This window comes from Ruegeria sp. YTSC106, assembly GCF_059609765.1.
Genome location: NZ_JBXWMI010000018.1, coordinates 64,272 through 84,903 on the forward strand (window position 1 = coordinate 64,272; position 20,632 = coordinate 84,903).

The following is a 20,632-nucleotide window of genomic DNA, read 5'->3' on the forward strand; positions in this document are numbered from 1 at the left end:
ACATGTACAAGAACATCCTGATCCCTGTAGCGCTGGACCGTGATCATGATACTAAGGCATCTTTTGAAGCCGCTCGCCATTTGGCAGACGCCGACACCAAATTCACCATACTTCATGTACGGGAGCCGATCCCGGCTTACGTGGCATCTCAAATTCCTGAATGCGTTTTTGAGAATACGCGACACGAGCCTCTGGAAGAACTACATCGGAAGGCATCGGAACTGCCTGATGCATCGGCACGGCTGATCTCAGGGCATCCGGGCAGAGCGATCGTCGATTTCGCGAACGAGAACGAAATAGATTGCATTTCGATAGCCTCGCACAAACCTGGTTTGGAAAACATCTTTGTTGGCTCAACAGCCAACAAGGTCGTTCATCACGCAAAGTGCCCGGTTCACGGAACACCTTGATATATTTTAAATCGACCTTCGTTCGCGCGATTAGGGTGAGGGCATCGCAATTAAGTTAGCATTTTTGCATGGTGGTCTTTTAAGGGATTGCGAGCGGATTGTTTCCCGACGGTGGCTGGAAGGCAAGGCTGCCAATCCAAGCCGATTGACCAAGATCAGCGTTAACCGCGAGAAGAACTGCTATTATGGGCGCGCGTTTCAGACCGTTTGGAGGAGGTCGGTATGATCGTAACTATTGCCTACGGCAGCATAGAAGGTCAGACTGCGAAAATCGCGGACTTCATCAAGGGTGTTGCGACAAAGAACGGGTTCGAAGCCACTCTGATCGATACTGGTCGGGAGATAGATGAACTCTTCTTTGAAGGTGTGGACAAATTCATCCTTGCGGCCTCGGTCCACGAGCGACGGCATCCCAAGCCATTTGAGACATTTATAAAAACAAATCGTGACGCCTTGCTAGCCGGCAGCTCGCTGATGCTATCGGTAAGTCTTAAAGCGGCTTTCGCCAAAGGTCGGGAGGAGGCAGAGGACTATCTGGCTGAAATGATTTTGCGAACCGGTTTTGAACCGGACGAAAGCGCTCTGGTCGCGGGTGCAGTGCGTCCCGAAAGTTATGACTATTATGAGAAAGAAGTTGTCCGTCATGTTGTTTTAAGGGGTCGGCGCGTCGATCTGCGAGATGGCATACAGGAGTTTACGGATTGGGCCGCACTGGAAGCAGTCGTGACGGCATTCTTGAACAGATAACGCTTTCTGCGCACTAGCGCCGATGCCGATTGATTGTGGTTTTGGGTCGCGCCCCCAGGGTGAGAGCGATTTGTTTTTCCAGCTCAAGCAGAACAAACAGCGCAATACCCAGGCCGACAATAAGGAGGCCGTCCTTTAATCCCACAGCAGCGGTTCCCAGGACATTTTGAAAACCCGGAACGTAAGTGGCGGCGAGTTGCGCCGCTGAGACGGCACCCACACAGGCCCAAACGGTTGGCGTTCCCTGGATCGCCTTCCAGGTCAACGACGTGCCATAGATATTGCGTACAAAGAACAGATGGAAAATCTCCATCACCACCAAAGTGTTCAGCGCTAGCGTCTGCGACAGTTCTACAGAGTAACCTTGCCGTTCAGCATAGGTGAAAATGCTGAAGACCCCGGCCAGAAACAGACCAGAGACAAGCGCAATGTGCCATACCAGTTCACCCCCCAGGATCGGCGCGTCGCGCGGACGGGGCGGTCGAAACATCGTGTTCTCTTCGGTCGGCTCAAAGGCAAGCGCGATGCCAAGCGCGATGGCTGTGATGAGATTGATCCAGAGGATCTGAATCGGAGAAACCGGCAGCGTTAATCCCAACAACAGGGCGACGATGACGACCAGGGCTTCACCCCCGCTTGTGGGCAGAAGCCAGCTGATGACTTTTTTGATATTGTCAAACACCGTACGCCCTTCACACACCGCCGCAGCGATGGTGGCAAAGTTGTCATCGGCGAGGACGATGTCGGCAGCTTCTTTGGCGGCCGCTGACCCCTTTTGGCCCATGGCGATGCCTACATCCGCGCGTTTCAGGGCCGGGGCGTCGTTGACGCCATCGCCGGTCATGGCAACCGTCAGGCCTTGCGCCTGCAGCGCATGGACAAGGCGCAACTTATGCTCCGGGTTTGTGCGAGCGAAGATATCCGCCTTCAGAGCCGCGAGTGATAACGCGGTATCGTCCAATTTGTCGATCTGTGCACCGCTCAGAATGTTGTCGGCGTGGACCAGACCAATGTCCTTGCCGATTGCTGCGGCTGTCCCGGCGTGATCACCGGTTATCATTTTGACCGCAATACCTGCGTTCTGACAGGCAGCAATCGCATGTTTCGCTTCTTTGCGTGGCGGATCGATCAGACCAACAAGCCCAAGGAAGACCAGATCCCCCGAAAAGTCCTGAGACGTTAGACATGTCTCACCTTCGTGTGCAGGACGGGAGGCGAACGCCAATACCCGGCACCCTGCCGAGGCAAAGCGATCTTCGATCGCGGACCATGCTACAGGGTCAATTGGCAGTGCGCTCCCATCGGCGTCGAGCTGCGTTTCGCAAAGAGACAGCAGCGTCTCGGGCGCGCCTTTGACAAAAATCTTACGTGCTCCGGCCTCACTCTGATCCAGCGTCGCCATAAAACGCCGTTGCGCATCGAAGGGTAGAACATCGCGACGGTTCCATGATGCCCGCGCCCCGTCCAGAGGGCCTAGGACCTTTGCGGCGAAGGACAGAAGCGCACCCTCCATCGGGTCGCCGTTTACATCCCAAACACCGGATCGTTGTTCAAGTGTCGCGTTGTTGCAGCAGAGCGCGACGGTTGCCAAATCCCGCAGGGTTGGCGGCAGAGTCTGTATCAGTTCTGAACCATCGCACACAATAGCACCGGCGGGATCATAGCCGTCGCCTTGGATGTCAAAGCAATGGCTTCCCACAGCAACATTGGTCACCACCATTTCGTTGCGAGTCAGGGTGCCGGTCTTGTCTGTACAGATGACCGAGACCGAGCCAATCGTTTCGATTGCGGGAAGGCGCCGGACAATGGCGTTGCGGCGTGCCATGGACTGCACCCCGATCGCCAGAGTGATGGTCAGGACCGCAGGAAGCCCCTCGGGAATTGCGGCGACCGAAAGACCAATGACCGCCATGAACAAATCAATGAAGCTGTATTCAGCTACGAAATAACCGAAAGCCAGAAGGATCGCGGCCACGGCCAGTATAAAAAGTGTAAGCCAGCGCGCAAAGGTATCCATTTGGCGTACCAGCGGCGTCGAGAGTGTCTCGACCTCAGAGATCATCCGGCCAATGCGCCCGATCTCGGTCCGCGTGCCTGTTGCTGTCACAACGCCGCGTCCCTGACCGGCCGTGATCAACGTGCCGCCAAACACCATGCCGCGCTGGTCGCCAAGTGCTGCGTCTGCGTCAGTTGCTATGTCTTCTTTGTCAACGGCGACTGACTCGCCTGTCAGAATAGCCTCTTGTGCCTTCATGCCATGCGCTTCGATCAGGCGCATATCGGCAGGGGGCTTGTCACCGGCGTCGAGCTGAACGATGTCGCCGGGAACAATGTCGGCACCATCGATTGCGATCCGCCGCCCATCACGTAAGACTGAAGCCCTTGGGGCAAGCATCTGATGGATCGCATCCATTGCCTTTTCAGCCCGACCCTCTTGCACGAACCCGATGCAGGCATTGGCCAGAACAACGGCAAGAATGACGACAGTGTCCACCAAATGCCCCAGCAAAAAGGTTATAGCTGCTGACCCGACAAGCACGTAGATCAGAACATTGTGGAAGTGAGCCAGGAACCGCAGGATCACATTTCGCCTGTGTGACGGCGGCGGCTCGTTGCGTCCGAATTTCTCAAGACGGAGTTTAGCTTGTTCTGAAGTAAGCCCGGTGGCCACTGTTTGCAGGTCCTTAAGCACATCAGCACTTTCTTGCGTGTGCGGCAGGGCTCCAGGTGTTTCAGGCAGAACTTTAAGGCGTTCTGGCATTTCAAACTCCGTTTAAGACACGTCTCAGAGATGTCGTTGCAGCAGTGAACTTGGGATTGATGCGCCCTCGTGACGACGGCCAAGTCGCACCGTCACGACAGGCTTATGGTTGAGCGATTCCTTTATACGCGGTCCTGCCGTGGCCGTATTTGATGTGGTTCAACTCAACGACGCGGGATTGAAGTGTGCGCGATTTTCACAGCTTCCTTTGTGCAATTCGGATTGTGTGCGTTGTATAGCACAGCAGTGACGTCCCGGTTCCAAAGGGTGTCTTTCGGTTCCATCGCGTGAATGAGACCCGCAGGCCGTACAATCAAATGCTCAGGGCTGTTCCATTTTGATCTTCGTCAAGGTTGAACGCAGTGCGCAGAGGTACAGTCATCAACATAACAGGAGGTCTTGCATGGAAGCGCTAGTCGAAATAGGCCGGGCATTTGTTCAGGCGATGCGTGATCGCAAAGGCTTAATAAGCGTTGACGAAATGTACGCAGAAAACGCTCAGTCCGTAGAGGCGGTTGTGCCTCCGGTAAGGCAATTTCGGATTACAAAGGGTCGCGATGCCATCAAGGCGAAGCGAGAAGACTGGCTGAAAACACATGAAATCAAGGAGCTTACTGTAGACGGCCCCTATGTTCATCCTCCCAATCGCTTTGGGGTGGGTTTCAATGCCGAGGTCGTGCAGAAAGACACGGGACAAAGCATGACTCTTAGCGAGATTGCCATTTATTCCGTTGAGGATGGCAAAATTGTACTGGAAGAGTTCTTTATGCTGCCGAAATAGCGAAAGATGCCTGGCAATACGGGTTGCCGGACGCTCGCTGCTTCTGCAGAAGGGGTCGCAGACTCCGTGCGGCGGCAACAAGTATGTCCAATGAAGATGGGCGGTTGCCTGGTCGTTCCGGGCTTGTTGGCCGCGAAGGTTTAAGATCGCAGCTTTAGAGCACTTTGCCCAGATCGGAGAACCCAGATGACTGAATTACCTCCTGACAATCTGTCTGCTGAAGACAAGATTCCTGCGGCAGACACTGGGCAGAATACTCCGCGACACCCTTATGAGAAACTTGACCGCGCTACGCGCGCGGCACTAGCCCGTGCCACCGCCGGTGTATCGCCGCATTCGATTATGGCCACTTGGATGGATTGGGCCATGCATCTGGGTCGTTCCCCCGGGCGCCAGCTTGAACTGACAGAGCGCGCGGCACGCGATACTGCAAAACTCTGGGTCTATGCCTGTGAGATGGCGATTGGAGCAAAAGCTACTCCGCCTTTTCAGCCACGCAAACAAGACCACCGCTTCAGTGCACCCGGCTGGCAGAAGGCGCCATTTTCGCTATGGCAGCAAGCCTTTCTAAGCGCACAGGATTGGTGGCAGGCAGCAACGGACGAAATGCCGGGCATCGCCCCCCGCGACGCGGAACGAGCTCAGTTTCAAATCCGCCAGACCCTGGATCTCATCTCCCCATCGAATTTCCCATGGTCAAACCCGGAAATAATCGACCGCACTTTCCAGACCGGTGGTCGCAATTTGGTAGAGGGCAGCGCGCATTTCATTGAGGATGTTGCCCATACCATAACGCAAGAACACGAACCTGCCCCTCAGGGTTATGAGGTTGGCAAAGACCTTGCCGCAACTCCCGGCAGGGTCGTTTATCGCAATACGCTGTTCGAGCTGATTCAATACACACCGTGCACCAAGAGCGTGCAGGCCGAACCTATCCTTTTTGTGCCTGCCTGGATCATGAAATACTATGTACTCGACCTCTCTGCTGAAAACTCCATGGTGCGGTACCTAGTCCAGCAGGGCTTTACTGTGTTCATGATGTCTTGGGTCAATCCCACGGCTGATCAAGCTAACCTTAGCTTGGAGGATTATCGCCTGAATGGCGTTATGGCAGCGATTGACGCCATCGAAACAATCATCCCGGGTCAAAAGATACACACCAATGGATATTGCCTTGGCGGTACACTTCTGGCGATTGCGGCTGCGGTGATGCAACGTGATGGCGATGACCGGCTTGCCAGCGTCACACTCATGGCAGCGCAGGTTGATTTTGCCGAGGCCGGTGAGCTTTTGCTGTTTATCGACGAGAGCCAAGTCGCTTTTGTCGAAGACCTGATGTGGTTGCAGGGCTGTTTGGACCGCCCTCAGATGTCTCGAACTTTTACAACTATCCGCGCCGAAGACCTGATCTATGCGCGGGCAGTGCGGCGCTATTTTTTGGGTGAAGACGATCTTCCAACAGACCTGACCGTCTGGAACAATGATACAACCCGGATGCCCGCACGGATGCATTCCGAGTATCTGCGCGGACTGTTCTTAGAAAACCGACTGAGCGCCGGACGGTTCGCCGTCGAAGGACGGGTTGTCGCGCTTAAGGACATACGCGTTCCAATGTTTGTGGTCGGAACGGAATCAGATCACATTGCTCCGTGGCGCTCAGTTTACAAGATACGTCTTTTTACTGATGGAGACCTGACCTTCGTGTTGTCCAATGGCGGTCACAACGGCGGCATCCTGAGCGAGCCGGGGCACAAGCACCGCCACTATCGTCAGGGCCATAGACCGGCGGATGCGCTGTATACCTCACCGGATGAATGGCTTGAAGCGACGGAAATACGGCAAGGTTCCTGGTGGCCAGCGATGGCGGATTGGATAAAAGGCCGTTCGTCTGGTGAAACTGCGCCCCCGCTGATGGGGGGAAAACGAAAGGGGGTCGCAAAACTGCCCAAAGCGCCGGGCACTTACATTCATCAGACCTGAACGCTAGGCCCCAGCTTTGCTTGGTCAACCATGTGTGGACAAACATGCAAAACTGGCAGAGCGCTATCGCAATAATAGTCACCCGGCTTGGCCTGCGATACGTGAATGGTCAGATAGGACCACGCCTGTCGAAGACAGGCTGCGTCAAACGGGTTTAATCGGTTCTAGCTTTTGGATTTGCCCGCGGCCTTGGAGGCAGCTTCCATGCTTTCGCCGATGGCGTCTGCTTCTGTTTCGCTCACGTGTTTTGCACAGCGTGACACCATTTCGAACCACTCACGTGCATCTTCCACCATTCGTTCTATGGAATGACGTTGCCAATCGGCGACGGCCTGCATCGTTTTGGCCGGATCTGGGTTGTCGCCAGTCGTGGTTTCCCGGGCTGTTTGCAGCGCAGTACGTGTAGCTTCGTGGCGGCGTTTGAACCAGAGACGCGAGTATTCCTCCGCCTCGCTCAGCAGATGGTCCTGCGCTTTCCAAAACTGTTCGATCTGCGGTGCGACCACCGGGTTCATGGACATCACGCCCCGCATGGATTTCAACGCGTCGGTAAGGGCTTCCTGTATTTCGGGTTTGGCTGATTTTGTAGGCATTTGGACTCTCCCTAGAAAGAAGACGGTGAGCCGATTTTACCATGTCTACAGGCGCATTCACATTAACCGAGATCAAATTCGCGAGGTATTTGCGCACTGTCGTTCCCGATATGCCTGGAAACGGCGCACGCGACCGGTTCATATCAGCTCATCTGGGTGACCGACCTTCGGAACATAAACAGGCTTGTCATTAACAGTGCCAAACCCAACACAGCCATCCAAACGAATTCCGGCCAGATCATTTCGATTCCAGCACCTTTGAAAACGATTGCTTGGCTGGCTGACATATAGTGGCGCGACGGCAGAAACAGCGTTCCGGTTTGCAGCCAGTCTGGCTGCCCTTCGACAGGTGTTTCCCCTCCGGACAGCATAAGCATTGGCAGGACAATCAGCATGACCAGAAGCGCAAACTGTGCCATCGAGCGCGCGATCGTAGCCAGAAAGACCCCAAGTGCCGTGGCTGTAAACAGAAAGAGCGCCGTTCCACAAAGAAATAGTGTTTTTGACCCGGCAATTCGAATGTCCAGCGAGCCCTGCATGACGAAGGCCAGCGATAACCCGGCAGCGATCAGGACAACGGCCGCATTGGCCCAGATTTTAGCCAAAGCGATGTCAAGCGGGGTTAGGGGCATGGCCAGCAGATGCTCAATTGTTCCGTGCTCTCTTTCCCGGATCATGGCAGCACCCGTCAGGATGGTCGTGAGCCACATGATCTGACCGATCAGCGCAACGATGCCAGCAAAACGCACCGTATCTCTGTTTTGGTTGAAGGCGCTTCTCAGAATGACATTGATTGAGGGTGGATCCATGAGATCTACACCGATTGCAAAGCGATGGATCTCGGCGCTCAGAATGTTGGTGATGTAGTTGGCGCCGATACCTGCCTGCTCCATGGCCGTGGCGTCTATCAGAACCTGAATCTCTGGCGTGCGCCTGGCACGCAGGTCTTTTTCGAACCCTGGCGGAATGGCGACAATAAAGATAAACCGCCCGGCATCCATATGCGTTGGGCCGGTCCCCGGTTCAATTTGCACGACCGGTTGAAACTCCGGCGGGAAAAACGCGGTGGCAAGTGTCCGCGACAATGGAGAGTTATCCTCATCTGCAAATGCGATCGAGGCGTTGTTCACCGAGCTTGCAACGCCTGTTGCCTCCATGATCGGAGCCAGCGTGAACGACCAGACCAGCAAGGCCATCATCACCCAATCGCGGCGCAGGCTCATCACTTCCTTAAGCCCTAGCCAGAATATGCAATAGAGGCGTTGCATTCACTTCTCCTGCGCACGGAGGCAAAGAGCGGCGATTAGTGTCAGCACCGGCCCGAAACAGGCAAGCGCCAGAATGTCCGGCGCAAGAGATTCCCAACCCAAGCCCTTGGTGAACGCGCCGACGTTCAAATGAAGAAAGTAAGAAGACGGCCAGAGCGAGCCAATAACCTGAGCTCCCCCTTCCAATGTGGAAACAGGTTGCAATAGGCCCGAGAATTGGATGGTTGGCACAACCGAGGCTATGGCCGTCGCAAATGTCGCCGCCACCTGACTGGATGTCATTGTGGCAATCAGCAATCCGTATGACGTCGTTGCCCAGACATACAATAACGCACCAACCGCCAGCGGAATGGGATCGCCTTTGAGGGGCACGCCGAAGACGAAAATGGTCATCGCTGCCAGCAGCAGAAAGTTCGCGAAAGCAATTGCAATGTAGGGGATTTGCTTGCCGATCAGGAATTCGAGCCGAGTTGTCGGCGTTACGTAGAAGTTCACCACAGATCCCAGCTCCCGCTCACGCGCGACACTGACCGCCGTCAAGACGGCCGGCAACATGATAAGCAGAATCGCCGGCATGGCCGGGGCCATTGCTGCAATGCTCTCAAAACTCTGATTGTAGCGAAATCGTGGTTCTATCCGGGCAATCTCGAAGTCACGTTGTCCGGTGTTACGGGCGTATTCATCCAGAAAGGTCTGATGCAGCCCCGCGACATATCCTTCAACCGTCTCGCCTTTGAACGGAATGGCACCATCGACTGTCGCGAGGACCTGTGTCGGCTCTCCTGTGCGCAGCTTACGGCCGAAGTCCGGTGGCAACTCTATGACCAGTGAAACGTCTCCGGCCTTTAGCCGGTTGCGCCCTTCCAAAGCGCTGTTCAAGGGGGGCGTGGGTTTGAAGTAGGACGACCCCGCGAACTCAGTCGCATAAGCCCGGCTTTCAGGACCCTGAGAAAGGTCCAGAACTGCAAAATCCAGCTCTTCAATGTCTAGCGTAATGCCAAAGCAGAAAACTAACATCAAAATGGCAGACCCAAGAAACGCAAAGGCAAGGCGAACAGGATCGCGCGCCACTTCGACGGCCTCGCGTCGTGTATAAGCCAGCGCACGCCCGACACTTCCGCCCACATGTTTTGAACTGGTCGTTACGTCAACTTTTGGCGCTGCAACCGGCGCTGGTTTTTCCGCCGCCTCTAGAATTGAGATGAATGCCTCCTCAAGGCTGTCTGCACCTTCGGCGGCGATCAGTTCGGCTGGTGCGCCTTCGGCCAAGACCTGGCCTGCATGCATGAACGAAACCCGGTCACATCGTTCTGCCTCTGCCATGAAGTGGGTGGAGACAAAGATCGTTACCGCGTCTTTTCGCGACAATTCAACGAGCAATGCCCAAAACGTATCTCGTGCCTCGGGGTCCACCCCGGAGGTCGGCTCATCCAAAATCAGCACACGCGGGCGATGGATGATTGCAACTGCCAAAGATAGGCGCTGTTTGATCCCAAGGGGCAAAGTGGCCGCCAAGGTATCACGATGTGCCGCCAGTCCGAAGCGTTCCGTCAATTCCGCAATGCGCGCGTCACGGTCACGGATCGCAAAAATGCGGGCATGCAACTGCAGGTTCTGGTGCACCGACAATTCGCCGTATAATGAGAAAGCCTGGCTCATGTACCCAATATCGCGACGCACTTTTCGATCCCGGGCGTCAACGGGTTTGCCGAATAGCGATGCCTCACCTGAGCTGGCCGGTAGCAAACCGGTCAGCATCTTCATCGTCGTGGATTTGCCGCAGCCGTTTGATCCCAGAAACCCGAAAATTTCTCCGCGATTGATTGAGAAGTCGACGTTGTTCACTGCGGTGAAATCGCCAAAGCGCCGTGTCAGCCCGCGAGCAGTGATCACCGGATCCGTGTCGATCTGTCGAACGATTGTTTGATCCGACTCTGAACCAGACGCCCCATCGGCCCGCAAGCGTCGGTATGCGGTTTCGAAATCCTTGTCGGCGCGCTTCAATTCGGCGGGTTTGCCCTGAAAGATGACGCGACCTGCGTCCATCGCAACGATCCGATCAAAGCCTTCGGCCTCCTCCATATAGGCTGTCGACACCAGAACAGAGAGCTTAGGGTTTTCCGCTCGGATCGCTCCGATCAACGTCCAGAACTGTTGACGTGACAACGGATCGACACCGGTTGTCGGTTCATCCAGAACCAGGAGCTTAGGGTCATGAATCAATGCACAGCACAGGCCCAGCTTCTGCTTCATCCCGCCAGAGAGTTTGCCCATCAAGCGATCCTCAAAAGGCGCAAGCCCCGTCGCCGTTAGCAACGCGGCGATCCGTATATCACGTTCAACGTGCCCCTGGCCGAACAGCCCCGAGAAGAATTCCAAGTTTTCGCGTACCGACAGTTCTGAATAGAGGTTCCGACCCAAACCTTGCGGCATGAATGCGATCGCGGGACATATACGTCGACGATGAGCGGGCTCATCTATTGCACCGCCTAGAACGTTGATTGACCCGGATTGCAGTTTCTTTGCACCTGTGATCAAGCCAAGCAATGTGGACTTGCCCACCCCATCCGGTCCTATGAAACCGACAAGCTGTCCGGTCGGAAGTTCCAAGGATACAGAGTTCAGCGCGACGTGTTTTCGATACCTGTGCGTAACACCGGCGATGCGAAATTCTGACGCGGCGGCCGCCAAATTCATTCGAACAGCTCTTGCGGGATGCGCTGTTCAAGCGCCTCGGGCCACGCGCTGGCAGGGTTGATCCGGATCACGGCAATCCCACGCAGGCCAGTTTTTACATGTTCAATCCGGCTTTCAACCAGGTCCTGGGGGATACGGACGCGGACGCGAAAGACCAGTTGCTCGCGTTCATCCAGGGTTTCGACCTGTTTGGGTGTGAACTGTGCCTCGGGAGAGACAAAGCTGACATATGCGGGCGTGGCGTATTCGGGCAAAGCGTCAAGCACGATGCGAGCCTCGGCGCCAATCGGCAACAGCCCGGCTTCGCGCGCTGGAAGAAATATTTCCATATACACGTTCTCAAGACTGAGAAGGGTCAGGATCGGCTCGCCCGATCCGACGACCTCGCCGGGTTCTGCCAATCGATAAAGTACACGCCCCGGCATTGGTGCCAGCAGGGTACTGTCTTCAATCTGCGCCTCAATCCGGCGCACTTCGGCCTCGGCAGCGGCAATCCGGCTTTCTGCGGTTGCAACACGGGCCTTGGCGGCACCCAACACAGCAGCAGCAACTTGATGGATGGTTTCGCGTTCTTCGAAAACCGTCTCAGAGATAGTGTTCCCGGTCAGCAACGCCGTTGCGCGTTCAAGCTCTTGCGCTGCCCTGCGCTGCTCACTCTGGCGTTGCAAAACCAAAGCCTCGGCTTCAGCTTTTGTTTGGCGCTCCAGCGCCACCTCAGCTTTTGCCCGATCCAGCGCAGCGGACAATTCATCTATGTCCATCTCGGCAAGAACATCACCCGCGGCAACCATGCCGCCCTCAGGTGCCAGAACCTTGGCAACGCGACCTGCGATTGTCGGTGCAATCTCAACCTGCTCGGCCTCAATTCGTCCATTTCCCTGAACGAAACCATTCGGCAATTGATTGCCGTTTTGGGAAATAACGGAATAAAAAACCGCGCCAGCGATCACGACGACTGCCAGAGCAAAAAAGATGGGCGAACTCTTCTTCATAGCTTTTGCCTGATCATTGAATTCGACGGTCAGTCTAGTACGTGTCTGGATCGGAGGCTTTGCGATGGATCAAGCGTTTCTAAGGCGCGCGTGTGCTATCGTGCCGATAGTCGAAACTCTGTTCCACGTTTGGGGATCGTCCGAAAGCCGGGTTCGTGCGCCCCGTGACTTGCAACGAAGGAAGCAAAGAACGCGGATGATCCCGAGTAATTGTTTTTGGAGTGCTACAACATGACACTCGCAATGGTTTTCAAAGGTGTCGGCCGCGAGCTGAGACTGGAAGGCATCGAACTTCCAGCACCAGGCGCTCATGATATACAGATCCAGATTGAGGCCTGTGGTGTTTGTCGCACTGATCTGCACGTCGTCGATGGAGACCTCAAGCATCCTGAACTTCCACTGGTTCCCGGTCACGAAATTGTTGGACGAATCCTGCGTAAGGGCGATGAAGTGACAGGCTTGGAAATCGGGCAGCGCGTCGGCGTGCCTTGGCTTGCGTCCACCTGTGGTCAGTGTCCTTATTGCCGAAGCGCACAGGAAAACCTGTGTGATGCGCCAATATTCACTGGATACACACGAAACGGAGGATTTGCCGAAGCCTGCCTCGCGGATGCACGCTACTCTTTGCGCTGCCAGAGGTCGCCGATCCGGTTGCACTGGCCCCGTTGTTATGTGCCGGGCTTATAGGGTTCCGCTGTTTGCGAATGGCTGAAGATGCCAGGAACATTGGGTTCTATGGGTTTGGAGCCGCCGCGCATATCTTGGCGCAATTGGCCGTCTGGCAGGGTCGAAACGTCTATGCGCTGACCCGACCCGGCGATATCGAGGCACAGGAATTCGCGCGTGATCTGGGAGCAGTATGGGCGGGTGGGTCTGACGAACAACCACCAGCAGAACTGGATGCTGCGATCATTTTCGCGCCCGTCGGGTCCCTTGTGCCCAAAGCGCTGCGCGCCGTACGAAAGGGCGGCCGCGTGGTTTGCGGTGGGATTCACATGAGCGACATCCCAACATTTCCATACAGCGATCTGTGGGGGGAACGACATATCCTGTCTGTCGCAAACCTAACGCGCAAGGATGGTGAAGAGTTTTTCGCAATTGTCCAAACCGCAGGCATCCAGACACAGACGCAGAGATATTCACTAAGGGATGCCAACATAGCCCTCGCGGATCTGAGTGCTGGGCGGTTGCAAGGGGCAGCGGTTTTGGTTCCCTGACCAACGGCTCCAAGGTACTCTAAAATGCGACTACCCGCCCCATAAATTTGACGACTTTCTTTCAGGCGGCCACGCCTTTTTTTAACGCCCAAGCTTGTCGCAGTGTGATGTGCTTTCAGAAAGGTCGCGTCCATTGCCCGGCGGGGCATCACGGTTGCCCTCTCGTCTTGTGCGGCCCCTAGGCGGAGGGCGCGCGCTCCGCCAGAATAGATCAGTTCACCGCTCGTTTTTCGAACCGTGAGTCATCTCTCCAAACGGAAATCAATGGGTCCTAACCCTGAGTTCCCGGTTTAGCTTGACGCCAACTTGGAATTTAACACAGGCGTAGGATCAGGTTGGTGTTCGATCAGCTTGCGGACCAGCTCAGCGCCGCGGCCACCACGTAATCTGCGACTCAGTTGGATAATGCACGCCAAAAACCTGTTCTGGGCTCAGGGCAGCCGTTGATTTGTTTGGCGCGCGGCATAACAGCTTGAGGCGGCAATCCACATCAGATGGCCTGCCGGATTGGCAGGCCTTTTTGAACTTTGCGCTGTCAGTCTTTCCTGCCGACGTTTTTTTCGAACGCAACCTTGAAGGCGGCCTGCTTCTCGGGGTTGGCCTCTGTTTGATACTTGGATTTCCATTCATCCATTGTCATGCCGTAGAAAATCTCGCGGGCTTCATCCTTGCCCAGCTCGATACCCTTTTCGTTCGCGGCTTCCTGATACCAGCGCGACAGGCAGTTGCGACAAAAACCGGCGAGGTTCATCATGTCGATGTTCTGAACGTCCGTGCGGTCTTCCATCAGGTGCTTTTGCAACCGGCGAAACGCGGCAGCCTGAAGTTCGATTTCGGTTTGCTTGTCCATGATGTGGCTCCGGATGGCGATTGTGTTGAATCTGACCTAACAACCCAGCGGTCCTGTTACAACAATCTGACCTGCACCAGTGCGTTTTCACATCAGTTTCAATGCCAGCCACGGTACGATGCAGAAGACCAGCGTCAGGATCTTGTAGTTTGCAAGGTACCTGAAATACGCGCGTTTCACATCGGGGCGTTCCATCTGAAACATCCTGCCGTGAATGCCTGCGATCCAATCCTGCAAGAGCAGAACCATCAGGGTGGTAAACAGAAGAACCGCGATATTGAGCACGGCCATCCAACCAAAAAAAGTCGTCAGAAGCTCTAGTGTCACGATGACCCCCTTTCCCTGTTCATATGGGGATCGAGAGGTTTTCTCACAATAGCGTGATGAACGTTAAAGCGCGTGTGAGACTTGCGGTCAAAGGTCGCTTGCTTCCAATGCATCTTGCAGCATAGGAGCCAATCGTTCGGCCCATTCCCTTTGCCCCGCATGGTCCGCGATCAAGTCGTTGCGCAGCTCGATCAGTGCGTTTGGGCGTCCGAACGCGGTACAGTGTTTGTCAATCGCATCCCCCGGCAAAACTCCGGAATACGGCTCGTTGACGCCAACACTCAGATCATCCTCGGCCTGAAGTCTTGCGACCAGAGGGCGCGAGAACCGTTCGTCCAAGGTGTGCAGCACACCAATGTGCCATGGACGCGGTTCACGACCGCGCAGTTGGCGGGTGAAGGAATGCATCGAAACGATCACCGCATGGGGCAGGGCCGCCATTTGCGCCAGTGCCTCGTGATAGGGGCGGTAGCACATGTTCAGGCGACGTTCGCGTTCGTCATCATCTGCATGGCGATTGCTGGGGATGATTGAGCCATCATAGAGTTTCATCAACAGCGTCGGATCGTCTTCACCCCGGTTTGGGTCGATTACCAACCGCGAGAAGTTGGCGGCGATCACCGGCGCGTTCAGGATCTCACCTAAATGTTTCGACACCTCGTACGCGCCGACATCATAGGCGATGTGGCGTTCCATATCCTCGCGCGGCAAACCGAGGTCGCCGCCATTTACGTCTGGGGGAACAGTATTGGTTGCGTGGTCGCATGTGATCAGCCAGCGCGACGGGCGATCCGCACCGTGGACGAAAAACGGGGTGTATGTCATGAGCCTGTCATCTAGTTTGCCGCAGGTGTAGGGCAGTTGCTTTGAAAAGGGAATTGCGCAATAAGCATCGAAATGATGTTTGCGGTAACATTTTGCGGAAGCTGATCTGCAAACCTGAGATGACGTAAGGAGGTCTATGCTAATGCGACGCCTGAGAAATGTGAAAATCGTGGCGACGCTGGGGCCAGCGTCAAATGACTATGACACGATTCGTGCCCTGCACGAGGCTGGCGCAGATGTCTTTCGTCTGAACATGAGCCATGGCAGCCATGATGAGATTCGCGAACGGCACAAGATCATTCGACAGGTGGAAAAGGACCTGGACAGCCCGATTGCCATTCTGGCCGACCTTCAGGGGCCCAAGCTGCGCGTTGGTGTTTTTGCCAATGAGGCAGAGGATCTGGAAGAAGGCGCAGCTTTCCGTCTCGACCTCGACCCTGATGCTGGCGACATCAACCGGGTCTGCCTGCCGCATCCCGAGATCTTTGCGGTGCTGGAACCGGGCGCGCGCCTGCTCGTTAATGACGGCAAGATCCGTCTGACTGTTCAGGACTGCGGACAGGATTATGCAAATTGCACGGTTGAGGTGGGGGGCACGATCTCGAATCGCAAGGGCGTCAACGTTCCCGATGTGGTGCTGCCGCTGGCGGCTTTGTCGGCGAAAGATCGAGAGGATCTGGAGTTTGTCTGCCAACTGGGCGTCGACTGGTTGGCGCTGAGCTTCGTGCAGCGCGCCAAAGACGTTTTCGAGGCCCGCGCACTTGCTGACGGCCGCGCGGCGATCCTGTCCAAGATTGAAAAACCTGCCGCAGTTGAGGCGTTTGACGACATCCTTGATGCGTCGGACGGGATCATGGTGGCGCGAGGCGACCTGGGCGTGGAACTGCCTGTATCTGCCGTGCCTCCGATCCAGAAACGCCTGGTTCGAAAATGCCGTGGGGCGGCCAAACCCGTCATCGTTGCAACACAGATGCTGGAAAGCATGATCGAAAGCCCGATGCCGACCCGTGCCGAAGTGTCGGACGTTGCGACAGCGATCTACGAAGGTACGGATGCCATCATGCTCAGCGCGGAATCGGCAGCCGGTGCCTATCCGATCGAAGCCGTGCAGACGATGAACAAGGTTGCCATCGAAGTCGAAGCCGACCCGACATATACGCAGATCATCGCCGCCTCGCGTACCGCCAAGGGAACCACCGTTGCGGACGCGATCGTTGCCGCGGCGCGCGAAATAGCCGAGAAAACCGAAATCAAGGCGATCTGCTGTTTTACGCAAAGTGGCACGACAGCCGCATTGACCGCGCGCGAACGTCCCGGTGTTCCGATTATCGCAATGACGTCGCTGATGGGAACGGCGCGCAGACTTTGCCTGACCTGGGGTTGCAACTGCGTCATGACGCCCGAGCTCGAACGGTTCAAAAGCGCGGTAGTAAACGCGGCTCGCGCAGCCAGGGCAGGGGGCTTTGCAACCGAGACCGATCAGATTGTCGTCACTGCGGGCGTGCCGTTCAACGTGCCTGGCACGACCAACATTCTACGTGTGGCCCCGTGTGACGAGCGTCTGATCTACAGCACTGATCCCGAATAATCAGAAACCGGCTTCAGGTTTCCGGTACCCGTTGGCCAACAGGTTCTTTCACGGCTTCCATGACCGTGAAGGAGCTGGTTTGGTGAATTCCGGGCAGCTTGTTTATTTTCTCGCCCAGTATCATCCGGAAATGCGCAATATCGCGGGTGCGGACAGTCAGAAGATAATCAAACGACCCTGCCACCATCAGGCAGCTTTCGATTTCCGGCACATTGCGTACGGCCTCGTTGAACTTTTCCAGGGATTGTTCCGCGGTCGCGGTCAGCGACACCTGCACGACGGTCAGTAGGGCCAGCCCAATCCGTTCTTTGTCGACTATGGCGCTGTAGCCCTTGATATAGCCGTTCTTTTCCAGCCGTTTCACACGTTCAGAGCAGGGCGTATTCGTAAGGTTTACGCGCGCCGCAAGCTCAACTATTGAGAGCCGACCATTGGCCTCAAGCTCGTTCAGGATGCGTTGGTCGATATTATCCAATTCTCTGCTAATCAGTAATATTCCCTGTATTTTTAGCGTAAAACGACAAATTCCACTGAATATAGACCAAAAAAATCTCCAATTCCTAGTGAAAATTCCTGATACTTACCAAAGGGCGGTCTTATTGAAAGTTCCAAGTTCCGGCTGCCCTGTCGGGGGCACGGGCCCCGGCCAAATGAAAAAAATGGAGGAACGACATGACAACAAAGATTGTCATAGGACTCGACGGGACAGAGACCGGTGAGCGCGTGATTGCCTTTGCAAAGGATTTGGCAAAGCTGATCGGGACGTGTGAATTGGTGGTCGCTTATGTGATCGAATGGTCCCCTTACACCTTTCAGACACCGGAAGAAAACGCACAGCGTCACAAACGAAGGGAAGAAGAGGTTGATCTGGCTACGTCGCGTATCGTGACACCTGCCGTTGAGGCCCTCAGAGAGGCTGGTTTTGAAGCGCAGGGTGTTGTTCGTCATGGCGATGTGGCGGAGACCTTGAACACCATTACAATGGAAATGGGCGGCTCGCAGATCGTTGTTGGCCGGTCTTCGGCGGACGGGATCAAGAAACGTATCTTCGGCAGCTCGACGCAAAACCTTGTGATGCATGCCGATGTTCCGGTCACGGTTGTGAACTGAAGGGAGGGACAAAATGAGAATGCTAAAACAACTCGGCGCCTCAACGGCCGCCGCTATTGTCGCTAGCCCTGCCTTTGCGCAAGACGCTCCGGGGCTTGATGAAAAAATCAACCAGGCTTTCGCTGACCTGACCGGTCCATTCGTTGGCTTCATCTTCGCGCCATTTCCCGGGACCAGCTTTCCGTGGATCGTGATGTGGCTGGTGATCGCTGCGACGGTCTTCACTCTGTACTTTGCTTTTGTGCAGATGCGGTTCTTCAGTCACGCGATCAGCCTTGTCAAAGGTGACTATTCCGACCCCAATGATGCGGGCGAGGTCAGCCACTTTCAGGCTCTGGCCACGGCGCTTTCGGGCACAGTCGGCCTGGGGAATATCGCGGGCGTCGCCGTTGCCGTCGGCATCGGCGGACCGGGCGCAACCTTCTGGATGATCCTGGCGGGCCTTCTGGGTATGGCGTCGAAATTCACCGAATGTACGCTGGGCGTGAAATACCGCAACGAGTACGAAGATGGCACCGTTTCGGGTGGCCCGATGTACTATATGTCCAAGGGGTTCAACGAATTGGGCTTGCCGGGTGGCAAAATCCTTGCTGTTCTGTTCTCGATCTTCTGTATCCTTGGCGCGCTGGGCGGGGGCAACATGTTCCAGGCCAATCAGGCGCATCAGCAGATCGCGAGCATCGTCGGTGATTATCCTGGCTGGATCACAGGGTTGGTCTTCGCAGCGGTTGTTTTCATGGTCATCGTCGGCGGCCTGAAGTCTATCGCGCGGGTGACTGAGAAGGTCGTACCGTTCATGGGCGTTCTCTACGTTCTGACCGCTCTTGTCATCATCCTGATGAATGCGGATATGATCGGCTGGGCCTTTGGCCAGATCTTCGCCGGCGCCTTCACCGGTCTGGGTGTTGCAGGCGGCATGGTTGGCGCGCTGATCCAGGGCTTCAAACGTGCGGCGTTTTCGAACGAAGCGGGTGTTGGCTCGGCGGCGATTGCACACTCGGCTGTTCGGACCAAGGAGCCGATCACCGAAGGCTTCGTGTCGTTGCTGGAACCGTTTATCGATACCGTGGTGATCTGCACAATGACCGCTCTGGTCATCATCATCACCCAGCAATTGATCATCGATCCGGAAACCGGCAACTACATGCTGAATGAGGCCGGTACGGCGATTGCCACTGTTGACGGCAACTCGGGCGTCAGTCTGACTTCAGCCGCTTTCGGCAGCGCATTCAGTTTCTTCCCGTATATCCTGGCGGTTGCGGTGATTCTGTTTGCCTTCTCGACCATGATCAGTTGGTCCTACTATGGGCTCAAGGCCTGGACTTACCTGTTCGGTGAGGGCCACACCAAAGAGCTGATCTTCAAGGTCATCTTCTGTATCTTCGTCGTCATCGGGGCGGCGGCCAATCTTGGCCCGGTCATCGACTTCTCGGATGCAGCGATCTTTGCGATGGCGGTGGTCAACGTCTTTGCGCTCTACTTCCTGATGAAAGTGGTGCGTCAAGAGCTGGCCTCTTACTCTGAGCGATTGAAAACCGGTGAAATCCGCAAATTCGAGCACTAAACCCAATCACTGGGGCGGCCATTGTCGCCCCAGTGCCTGATCAGCCTGCAAAAAGCGCAGATTCTGATCCAAACCCCCTTGCCAGTATGACCGAACTTGCGTAAACGGCGCTTCTGATCGCGTGACCGGCCGAGATGGCATGCCGAGTCGCGTCTGAAACCGAACCCGGAAAAGGAGACGGAAATGCCTAAGATGAAGACAAAGTCGAGCGCCAAAAAGCGCTTTAAGGTGACTGCGACCGGTAAGGTCCTTGCTGGCCAGGCCGGCAAACGGCACGGCATGATCAAGCGGACCAAGAAATTCATCCGCGATGCCCGTGGCAACACCACCCTGTCCGCCCCCGACGCCAAGATCGTCAAGGGCTACATGCCCTACGACCGCTAAGAGGAGATTAAGACATGTCCCGCGTTAAAGGTGGAACCGTAACTCACGCCCGTCACAAGAAGGTTATCAAGGCCGCCAAAGGTTACTATGGCCGCCGCAAGAGCACCTTCAAGGTTGCCCGTCAGGCCGTCGACAAGGCCAACCAGTATGCAACCCGCGACCGTAAGAACCGCAAGCGCAACTTCCGCGCCCTGTGGATCCAGCGTATCAACGCTGCTGTGCGTTCGCATGACGAAGCACTGACATATTCCCGCTTCATTAACGGCCTGACCCTGGCCGGTATCGAAGTGGATCGTAAAGTTCTGGCCGACCTGGCCGTGCACGAACCGGAAGCGTTCGGCACGATCGTCGCCAAAGCTCAGGCCGCTCTGGCCGCCTGAACCCTCTGAAAAGAGACAGTGAAAGAAAGGCCGTCCCGCTTGGGGCGGTCTTTTTTTGTTCGTGATTAGATAGTCCGCTTCGAGCCCAAATGTATGTACCGGCTGCTGTTCGCAAGTGAGATATCGGCGTGGCTAGCGGTAGTCGCTGATATGTATCC

Annotated in this window: 20 protein-coding genes; 11 read left to right on the forward strand and 9 right to left on the reverse strand. The window is 55.7% G+C overall.

Annotated features, from left to right (window positions below; translation table 11 throughout):
* Positions 1 to 2: 2 nt before the first annotated feature.
* Positions 3 to 410, forward strand: coding sequence for a universal stress protein (locus AC2FEB_RS19880; RefSeq protein WP_117869953.1), 408 nt, complete (start codon positions 3 to 5; stop codon positions 408 to 410).
* 222 nt (positions 411 to 632) lie between these two features.
* Positions 633 to 1,157, forward strand: coding sequence for a flavodoxin domain-containing protein (locus tag AC2FEB_RS19885; RefSeq protein ID WP_117869952.1), 525 nt, complete (start codon positions 633 to 635; stop codon positions 1,155 to 1,157).
* 13 nt (positions 1,158 to 1,170) lie between these two features.
* On the opposite strand, the gene AC2FEB_RS19890 is transcribed toward AC2FEB_RS19885, so the two are convergent.
* Entirely contained in the window at positions 1,171 to 3,918 is a 2,748-nt protein-coding gene (locus AC2FEB_RS19890; protein WP_496884332.1) for an HAD-IC family P-type ATPase, read from the reverse strand.
* A 403-nt stretch (positions 3,919 to 4,321) separates the two neighbouring features.
* On the opposite strand from AC2FEB_RS19890, the gene AC2FEB_RS19895 reads away from it, so the two are divergent.
* Both AC2FEB_RS19895 and AC2FEB_RS19900 read left to right on the forward strand, forming a co-directional pair.
* Positions 4,322 to 4,699: a nuclear transport factor 2 family protein gene (locus tag AC2FEB_RS19895; RefSeq protein ID WP_117869950.1), complete on the forward strand. Its 378-nt coding sequence runs from the start codon at positions 4,322 to 4,324 to the stop codon at positions 4,697 to 4,699.
* Between the two features lie 186 nt (positions 4,700 to 4,885).
* Positions 4,886 to 6,679, forward strand: a complete 1,794-nt coding sequence (locus AC2FEB_RS19900; protein ID WP_496676234.1) for a PHA/PHB synthase family protein — start codon at positions 4,886 to 4,888, stop codon at positions 6,677 to 6,679.
* 164 nt (positions 6,680 to 6,843) lie between these two features.
* Here AC2FEB_RS19900 and AC2FEB_RS19905 read toward each other — a convergent pair whose 3' ends face one another.
* The 4 genes from AC2FEB_RS19905 to AC2FEB_RS19920 form a co-directional block, all read right to left on the reverse strand.
* On the reverse strand, positions 6,844 to 7,272 hold the full coding sequence (locus tag AC2FEB_RS19905; protein ID WP_117869948.1) for a phasin family protein: 429 nt from the start codon (positions 7,270 to 7,272) through the stop codon (positions 6,844 to 6,846).
* Between the two features lie 143 nt (positions 7,273 to 7,415).
* Entirely contained in the window at positions 7,416 to 8,540 is a 1,125-nt protein-coding gene (locus AC2FEB_RS19910; protein ID WP_117869947.1) for an ABC transporter permease, read from the reverse strand.
* Positions 8,541 to 11,237: a ribosome-associated ATPase/putative transporter RbbA gene (rbbA, locus tag AC2FEB_RS19915; RefSeq protein ID WP_496676236.1), complete on the reverse strand. Its 2,697-nt coding sequence runs from the start codon at positions 11,235 to 11,237 to the stop codon at positions 8,541 to 8,543. It abuts the gene before it with no gap.
* Complete coding sequence (locus tag AC2FEB_RS19920; protein ID WP_117869945.1) at positions 11,234 to 12,229, reverse strand: HlyD family secretion protein; 996 nt, start codon at positions 12,227 to 12,229, stop codon at positions 11,234 to 11,236. The genes rbbA and AC2FEB_RS19920 overlap by 4 nt, the downstream gene beginning before the upstream one ends.
* A gap of 231 nt (positions 12,230 to 12,460) precedes the next feature.
* Here AC2FEB_RS19920 and AC2FEB_RS19925 point away from each other — a divergent pair, with 231 nt between their 5' ends.
* Entirely contained in the window at positions 12,461 to 12,916 is a 456-nt protein-coding gene (locus AC2FEB_RS19925) for an alcohol dehydrogenase catalytic domain-containing protein (RefSeq protein WP_254683715.1), read from the forward strand.
* Positions 12,917 to 12,933: 17 nt separating this feature from the next.
* A complete protein-coding gene (locus AC2FEB_RS19930) occupies positions 12,934 to 13,446 on the forward strand; it encodes an MDR/zinc-dependent alcohol dehydrogenase-like family protein (protein WP_254683714.1) in 513 nt (170 codons plus the stop codon).
* A 535-nt stretch (positions 13,447 to 13,981) separates the two neighbouring features.
* Here AC2FEB_RS19930 and AC2FEB_RS19935 read toward each other — a convergent pair.
* From AC2FEB_RS19935 to AC2FEB_RS19945, 3 genes are all read right to left on the reverse strand, one after another.
* Positions 13,982 to 14,296, reverse strand: a complete 315-nt coding sequence (locus AC2FEB_RS19935) for a DUF1244 domain-containing protein (protein WP_117869944.1) — start codon at positions 14,294 to 14,296, stop codon at positions 13,982 to 13,984.
* Positions 14,297 to 14,383: 87 nt separating this feature from the next.
* The gene (locus AC2FEB_RS19940; protein WP_117869943.1) at positions 14,384 to 14,623 is read right to left on the reverse strand and encodes a DUF6868 family protein; all 240 of its coding nucleotides are present in this window, start codon (positions 14,621 to 14,623) and stop codon (positions 14,384 to 14,386) included.
* An 87-nt stretch (positions 14,624 to 14,710) separates the two neighbouring features.
* Complete coding sequence (locus AC2FEB_RS19945; RefSeq protein ID WP_117869942.1) at positions 14,711 to 15,448, reverse strand: N-formylglutamate amidohydrolase; 738 nt, start codon at positions 15,446 to 15,448, stop codon at positions 14,711 to 14,713.
* A 142-nt stretch (positions 15,449 to 15,590) separates the two neighbouring features.
* Between AC2FEB_RS19945 and pyk the strand changes: the two genes are divergently transcribed.
* On the forward strand, positions 15,591 to 17,036 hold the full coding sequence (gene pyk / locus AC2FEB_RS19950) for a pyruvate kinase (protein ID WP_117869941.1): 1,446 nt from the start codon (positions 15,591 to 15,593) through the stop codon (positions 17,034 to 17,036).
* Between the two features lie 13 nt (positions 17,037 to 17,049).
* On the opposite strand, the gene AC2FEB_RS19955 is transcribed toward pyk, so the two are convergent.
* Entirely contained in the window at positions 17,050 to 17,511 is a 462-nt protein-coding gene (locus AC2FEB_RS19955) for an Lrp/AsnC ligand binding domain-containing protein (RefSeq protein WP_254683713.1), read from the reverse strand.
* A 197-nt stretch (positions 17,512 to 17,708) separates the two neighbouring features.
* Here AC2FEB_RS19955 and AC2FEB_RS19960 point away from each other — a divergent pair, with 197 nt between their 5' ends.
* The 4 genes from AC2FEB_RS19960 (at position 17,709) to rplT (ending at position 20,474) form a co-directional block, all read left to right on the forward strand.
* Positions 17,709 to 18,146: a universal stress protein gene (locus AC2FEB_RS19960; protein WP_117869939.1), complete on the forward strand. Its 438-nt coding sequence runs from the start codon at positions 17,709 to 17,711 to the stop codon at positions 18,144 to 18,146.
* 13 nt (positions 18,147 to 18,159) lie between these two features.
* Positions 18,160 to 19,710, forward strand: coding sequence for an alanine/glycine:cation symporter family protein (locus tag AC2FEB_RS19965; RefSeq protein ID WP_117869938.1), 1,551 nt, complete (start codon positions 18,160 to 18,162; stop codon positions 19,708 to 19,710).
* Positions 19,711 to 19,893: 183 nt separating this feature from the next.
* Positions 19,894 to 20,094 carry a 50S ribosomal protein L35 gene (gene rpmI / locus AC2FEB_RS19970; protein WP_010443552.1) on the forward strand — a complete coding sequence of 67 codons (201 nt, stop codon included), beginning with the start codon at positions 19,894 to 19,896 and terminating at the stop codon, positions 20,092 to 20,094.
* 14 nt (positions 20,095 to 20,108) lie between these two features.
* Entirely contained in the window at positions 20,109 to 20,474 is a 366-nt protein-coding gene (rplT, locus tag AC2FEB_RS19975) for a 50S ribosomal protein L20 (RefSeq protein WP_058273348.1), read from the forward strand.
* The last annotated feature ends 158 nt before the right edge of the window (positions 20,475 to 20,632 follow it).

Coding starts and splice junctions, on each gene's coding strand:
- rpmI (WP_010443552.1), top strand. CDS start 19,894: ATGCCTAAGATGAAGACAAAGTCGAGCGCCAAAAAGCGCTTTAAGGTG.
- AC2FEB_RS19945 (WP_117869942.1), bottom strand. CDS start 15,448: ATGACATACACCCCGTTTTTCGTCCACGGTGCGGATCGCCCGTCGCGC.
- AC2FEB_RS19960 (WP_117869939.1), top strand. CDS start 17,709: ATGACAACAAAGATTGTCATAGGACTCGACGGGACAGAGACCGGTGAG.
- AC2FEB_RS19890 (WP_496884332.1), bottom strand. CDS start 3,918: ATGCCAGAACGCCTTAAAGTTCTGCCTGAAACACCTGGAGCCCTGCCG.
- AC2FEB_RS19935 (WP_117869944.1), bottom strand. CDS start 14,296: ATGGACAAGCAAACCGAAATCGAACTTCAGGCTGCCGCGTTTCGCCGG.
- AC2FEB_RS19930 (WP_254683714.1), top strand. CDS start 12,934: ATGGCTGAAGATGCCAGGAACATTGGGTTCTATGGGTTTGGAGCCGCC.
- AC2FEB_RS19905 (WP_117869948.1), bottom strand. CDS start 7,272: ATGCCTACAAAATCAGCCAAACCCGAAATACAGGAAGCCCTTACCGAC.
- AC2FEB_RS19910 (WP_117869947.1), bottom strand. CDS start 8,540: ATGCAACGCCTCTATTGCATATTCTGGCTAGGGCTTAAGGAAGTGATG.
- AC2FEB_RS19895 (WP_117869950.1), top strand. CDS start 4,322: ATGGAAGCGCTAGTCGAAATAGGCCGGGCATTTGTTCAGGCGATGCGT.
- rbbA (WP_496676236.1), bottom strand. CDS start 11,237: ATGAATTTGGCGGCCGCCGCGTCAGAATTTCGCATCGCCGGTGTTACG.
- AC2FEB_RS19880 (WP_117869953.1), top strand. CDS start 3: ATGTACAAGAACATCCTGATCCCTGTAGCGCTGGACCGTGATCATGAT.
- AC2FEB_RS19920 (WP_117869945.1), bottom strand. CDS start 12,229: ATGAAGAAGAGTTCGCCCATCTTTTTTGCTCTGGCAGTCGTCGTGATC.
- pyk (WP_117869941.1), top strand. CDS start 15,591: ATGCGACGCCTGAGAAATGTGAAAATCGTGGCGACGCTGGGGCCAGCG.
- AC2FEB_RS19900 (WP_496676234.1), top strand. CDS start 4,886: ATGACTGAATTACCTCCTGACAATCTGTCTGCTGAAGACAAGATTCCT.
- AC2FEB_RS19925 (WP_254683715.1), top strand. CDS start 12,461: ATGACACTCGCAATGGTTTTCAAAGGTGTCGGCCGCGAGCTGAGACTG.
- rplT (WP_058273348.1), top strand. CDS start 20,109: ATGTCCCGCGTTAAAGGTGGAACCGTAACTCACGCCCGTCACAAGAAG.
- AC2FEB_RS19885 (WP_117869952.1), top strand. CDS start 633: ATGATCGTAACTATTGCCTACGGCAGCATAGAAGGTCAGACTGCGAAA.
- AC2FEB_RS19965 (WP_117869938.1), top strand. CDS start 18,160: ATGAGAATGCTAAAACAACTCGGCGCCTCAACGGCCGCCGCTATTGTC.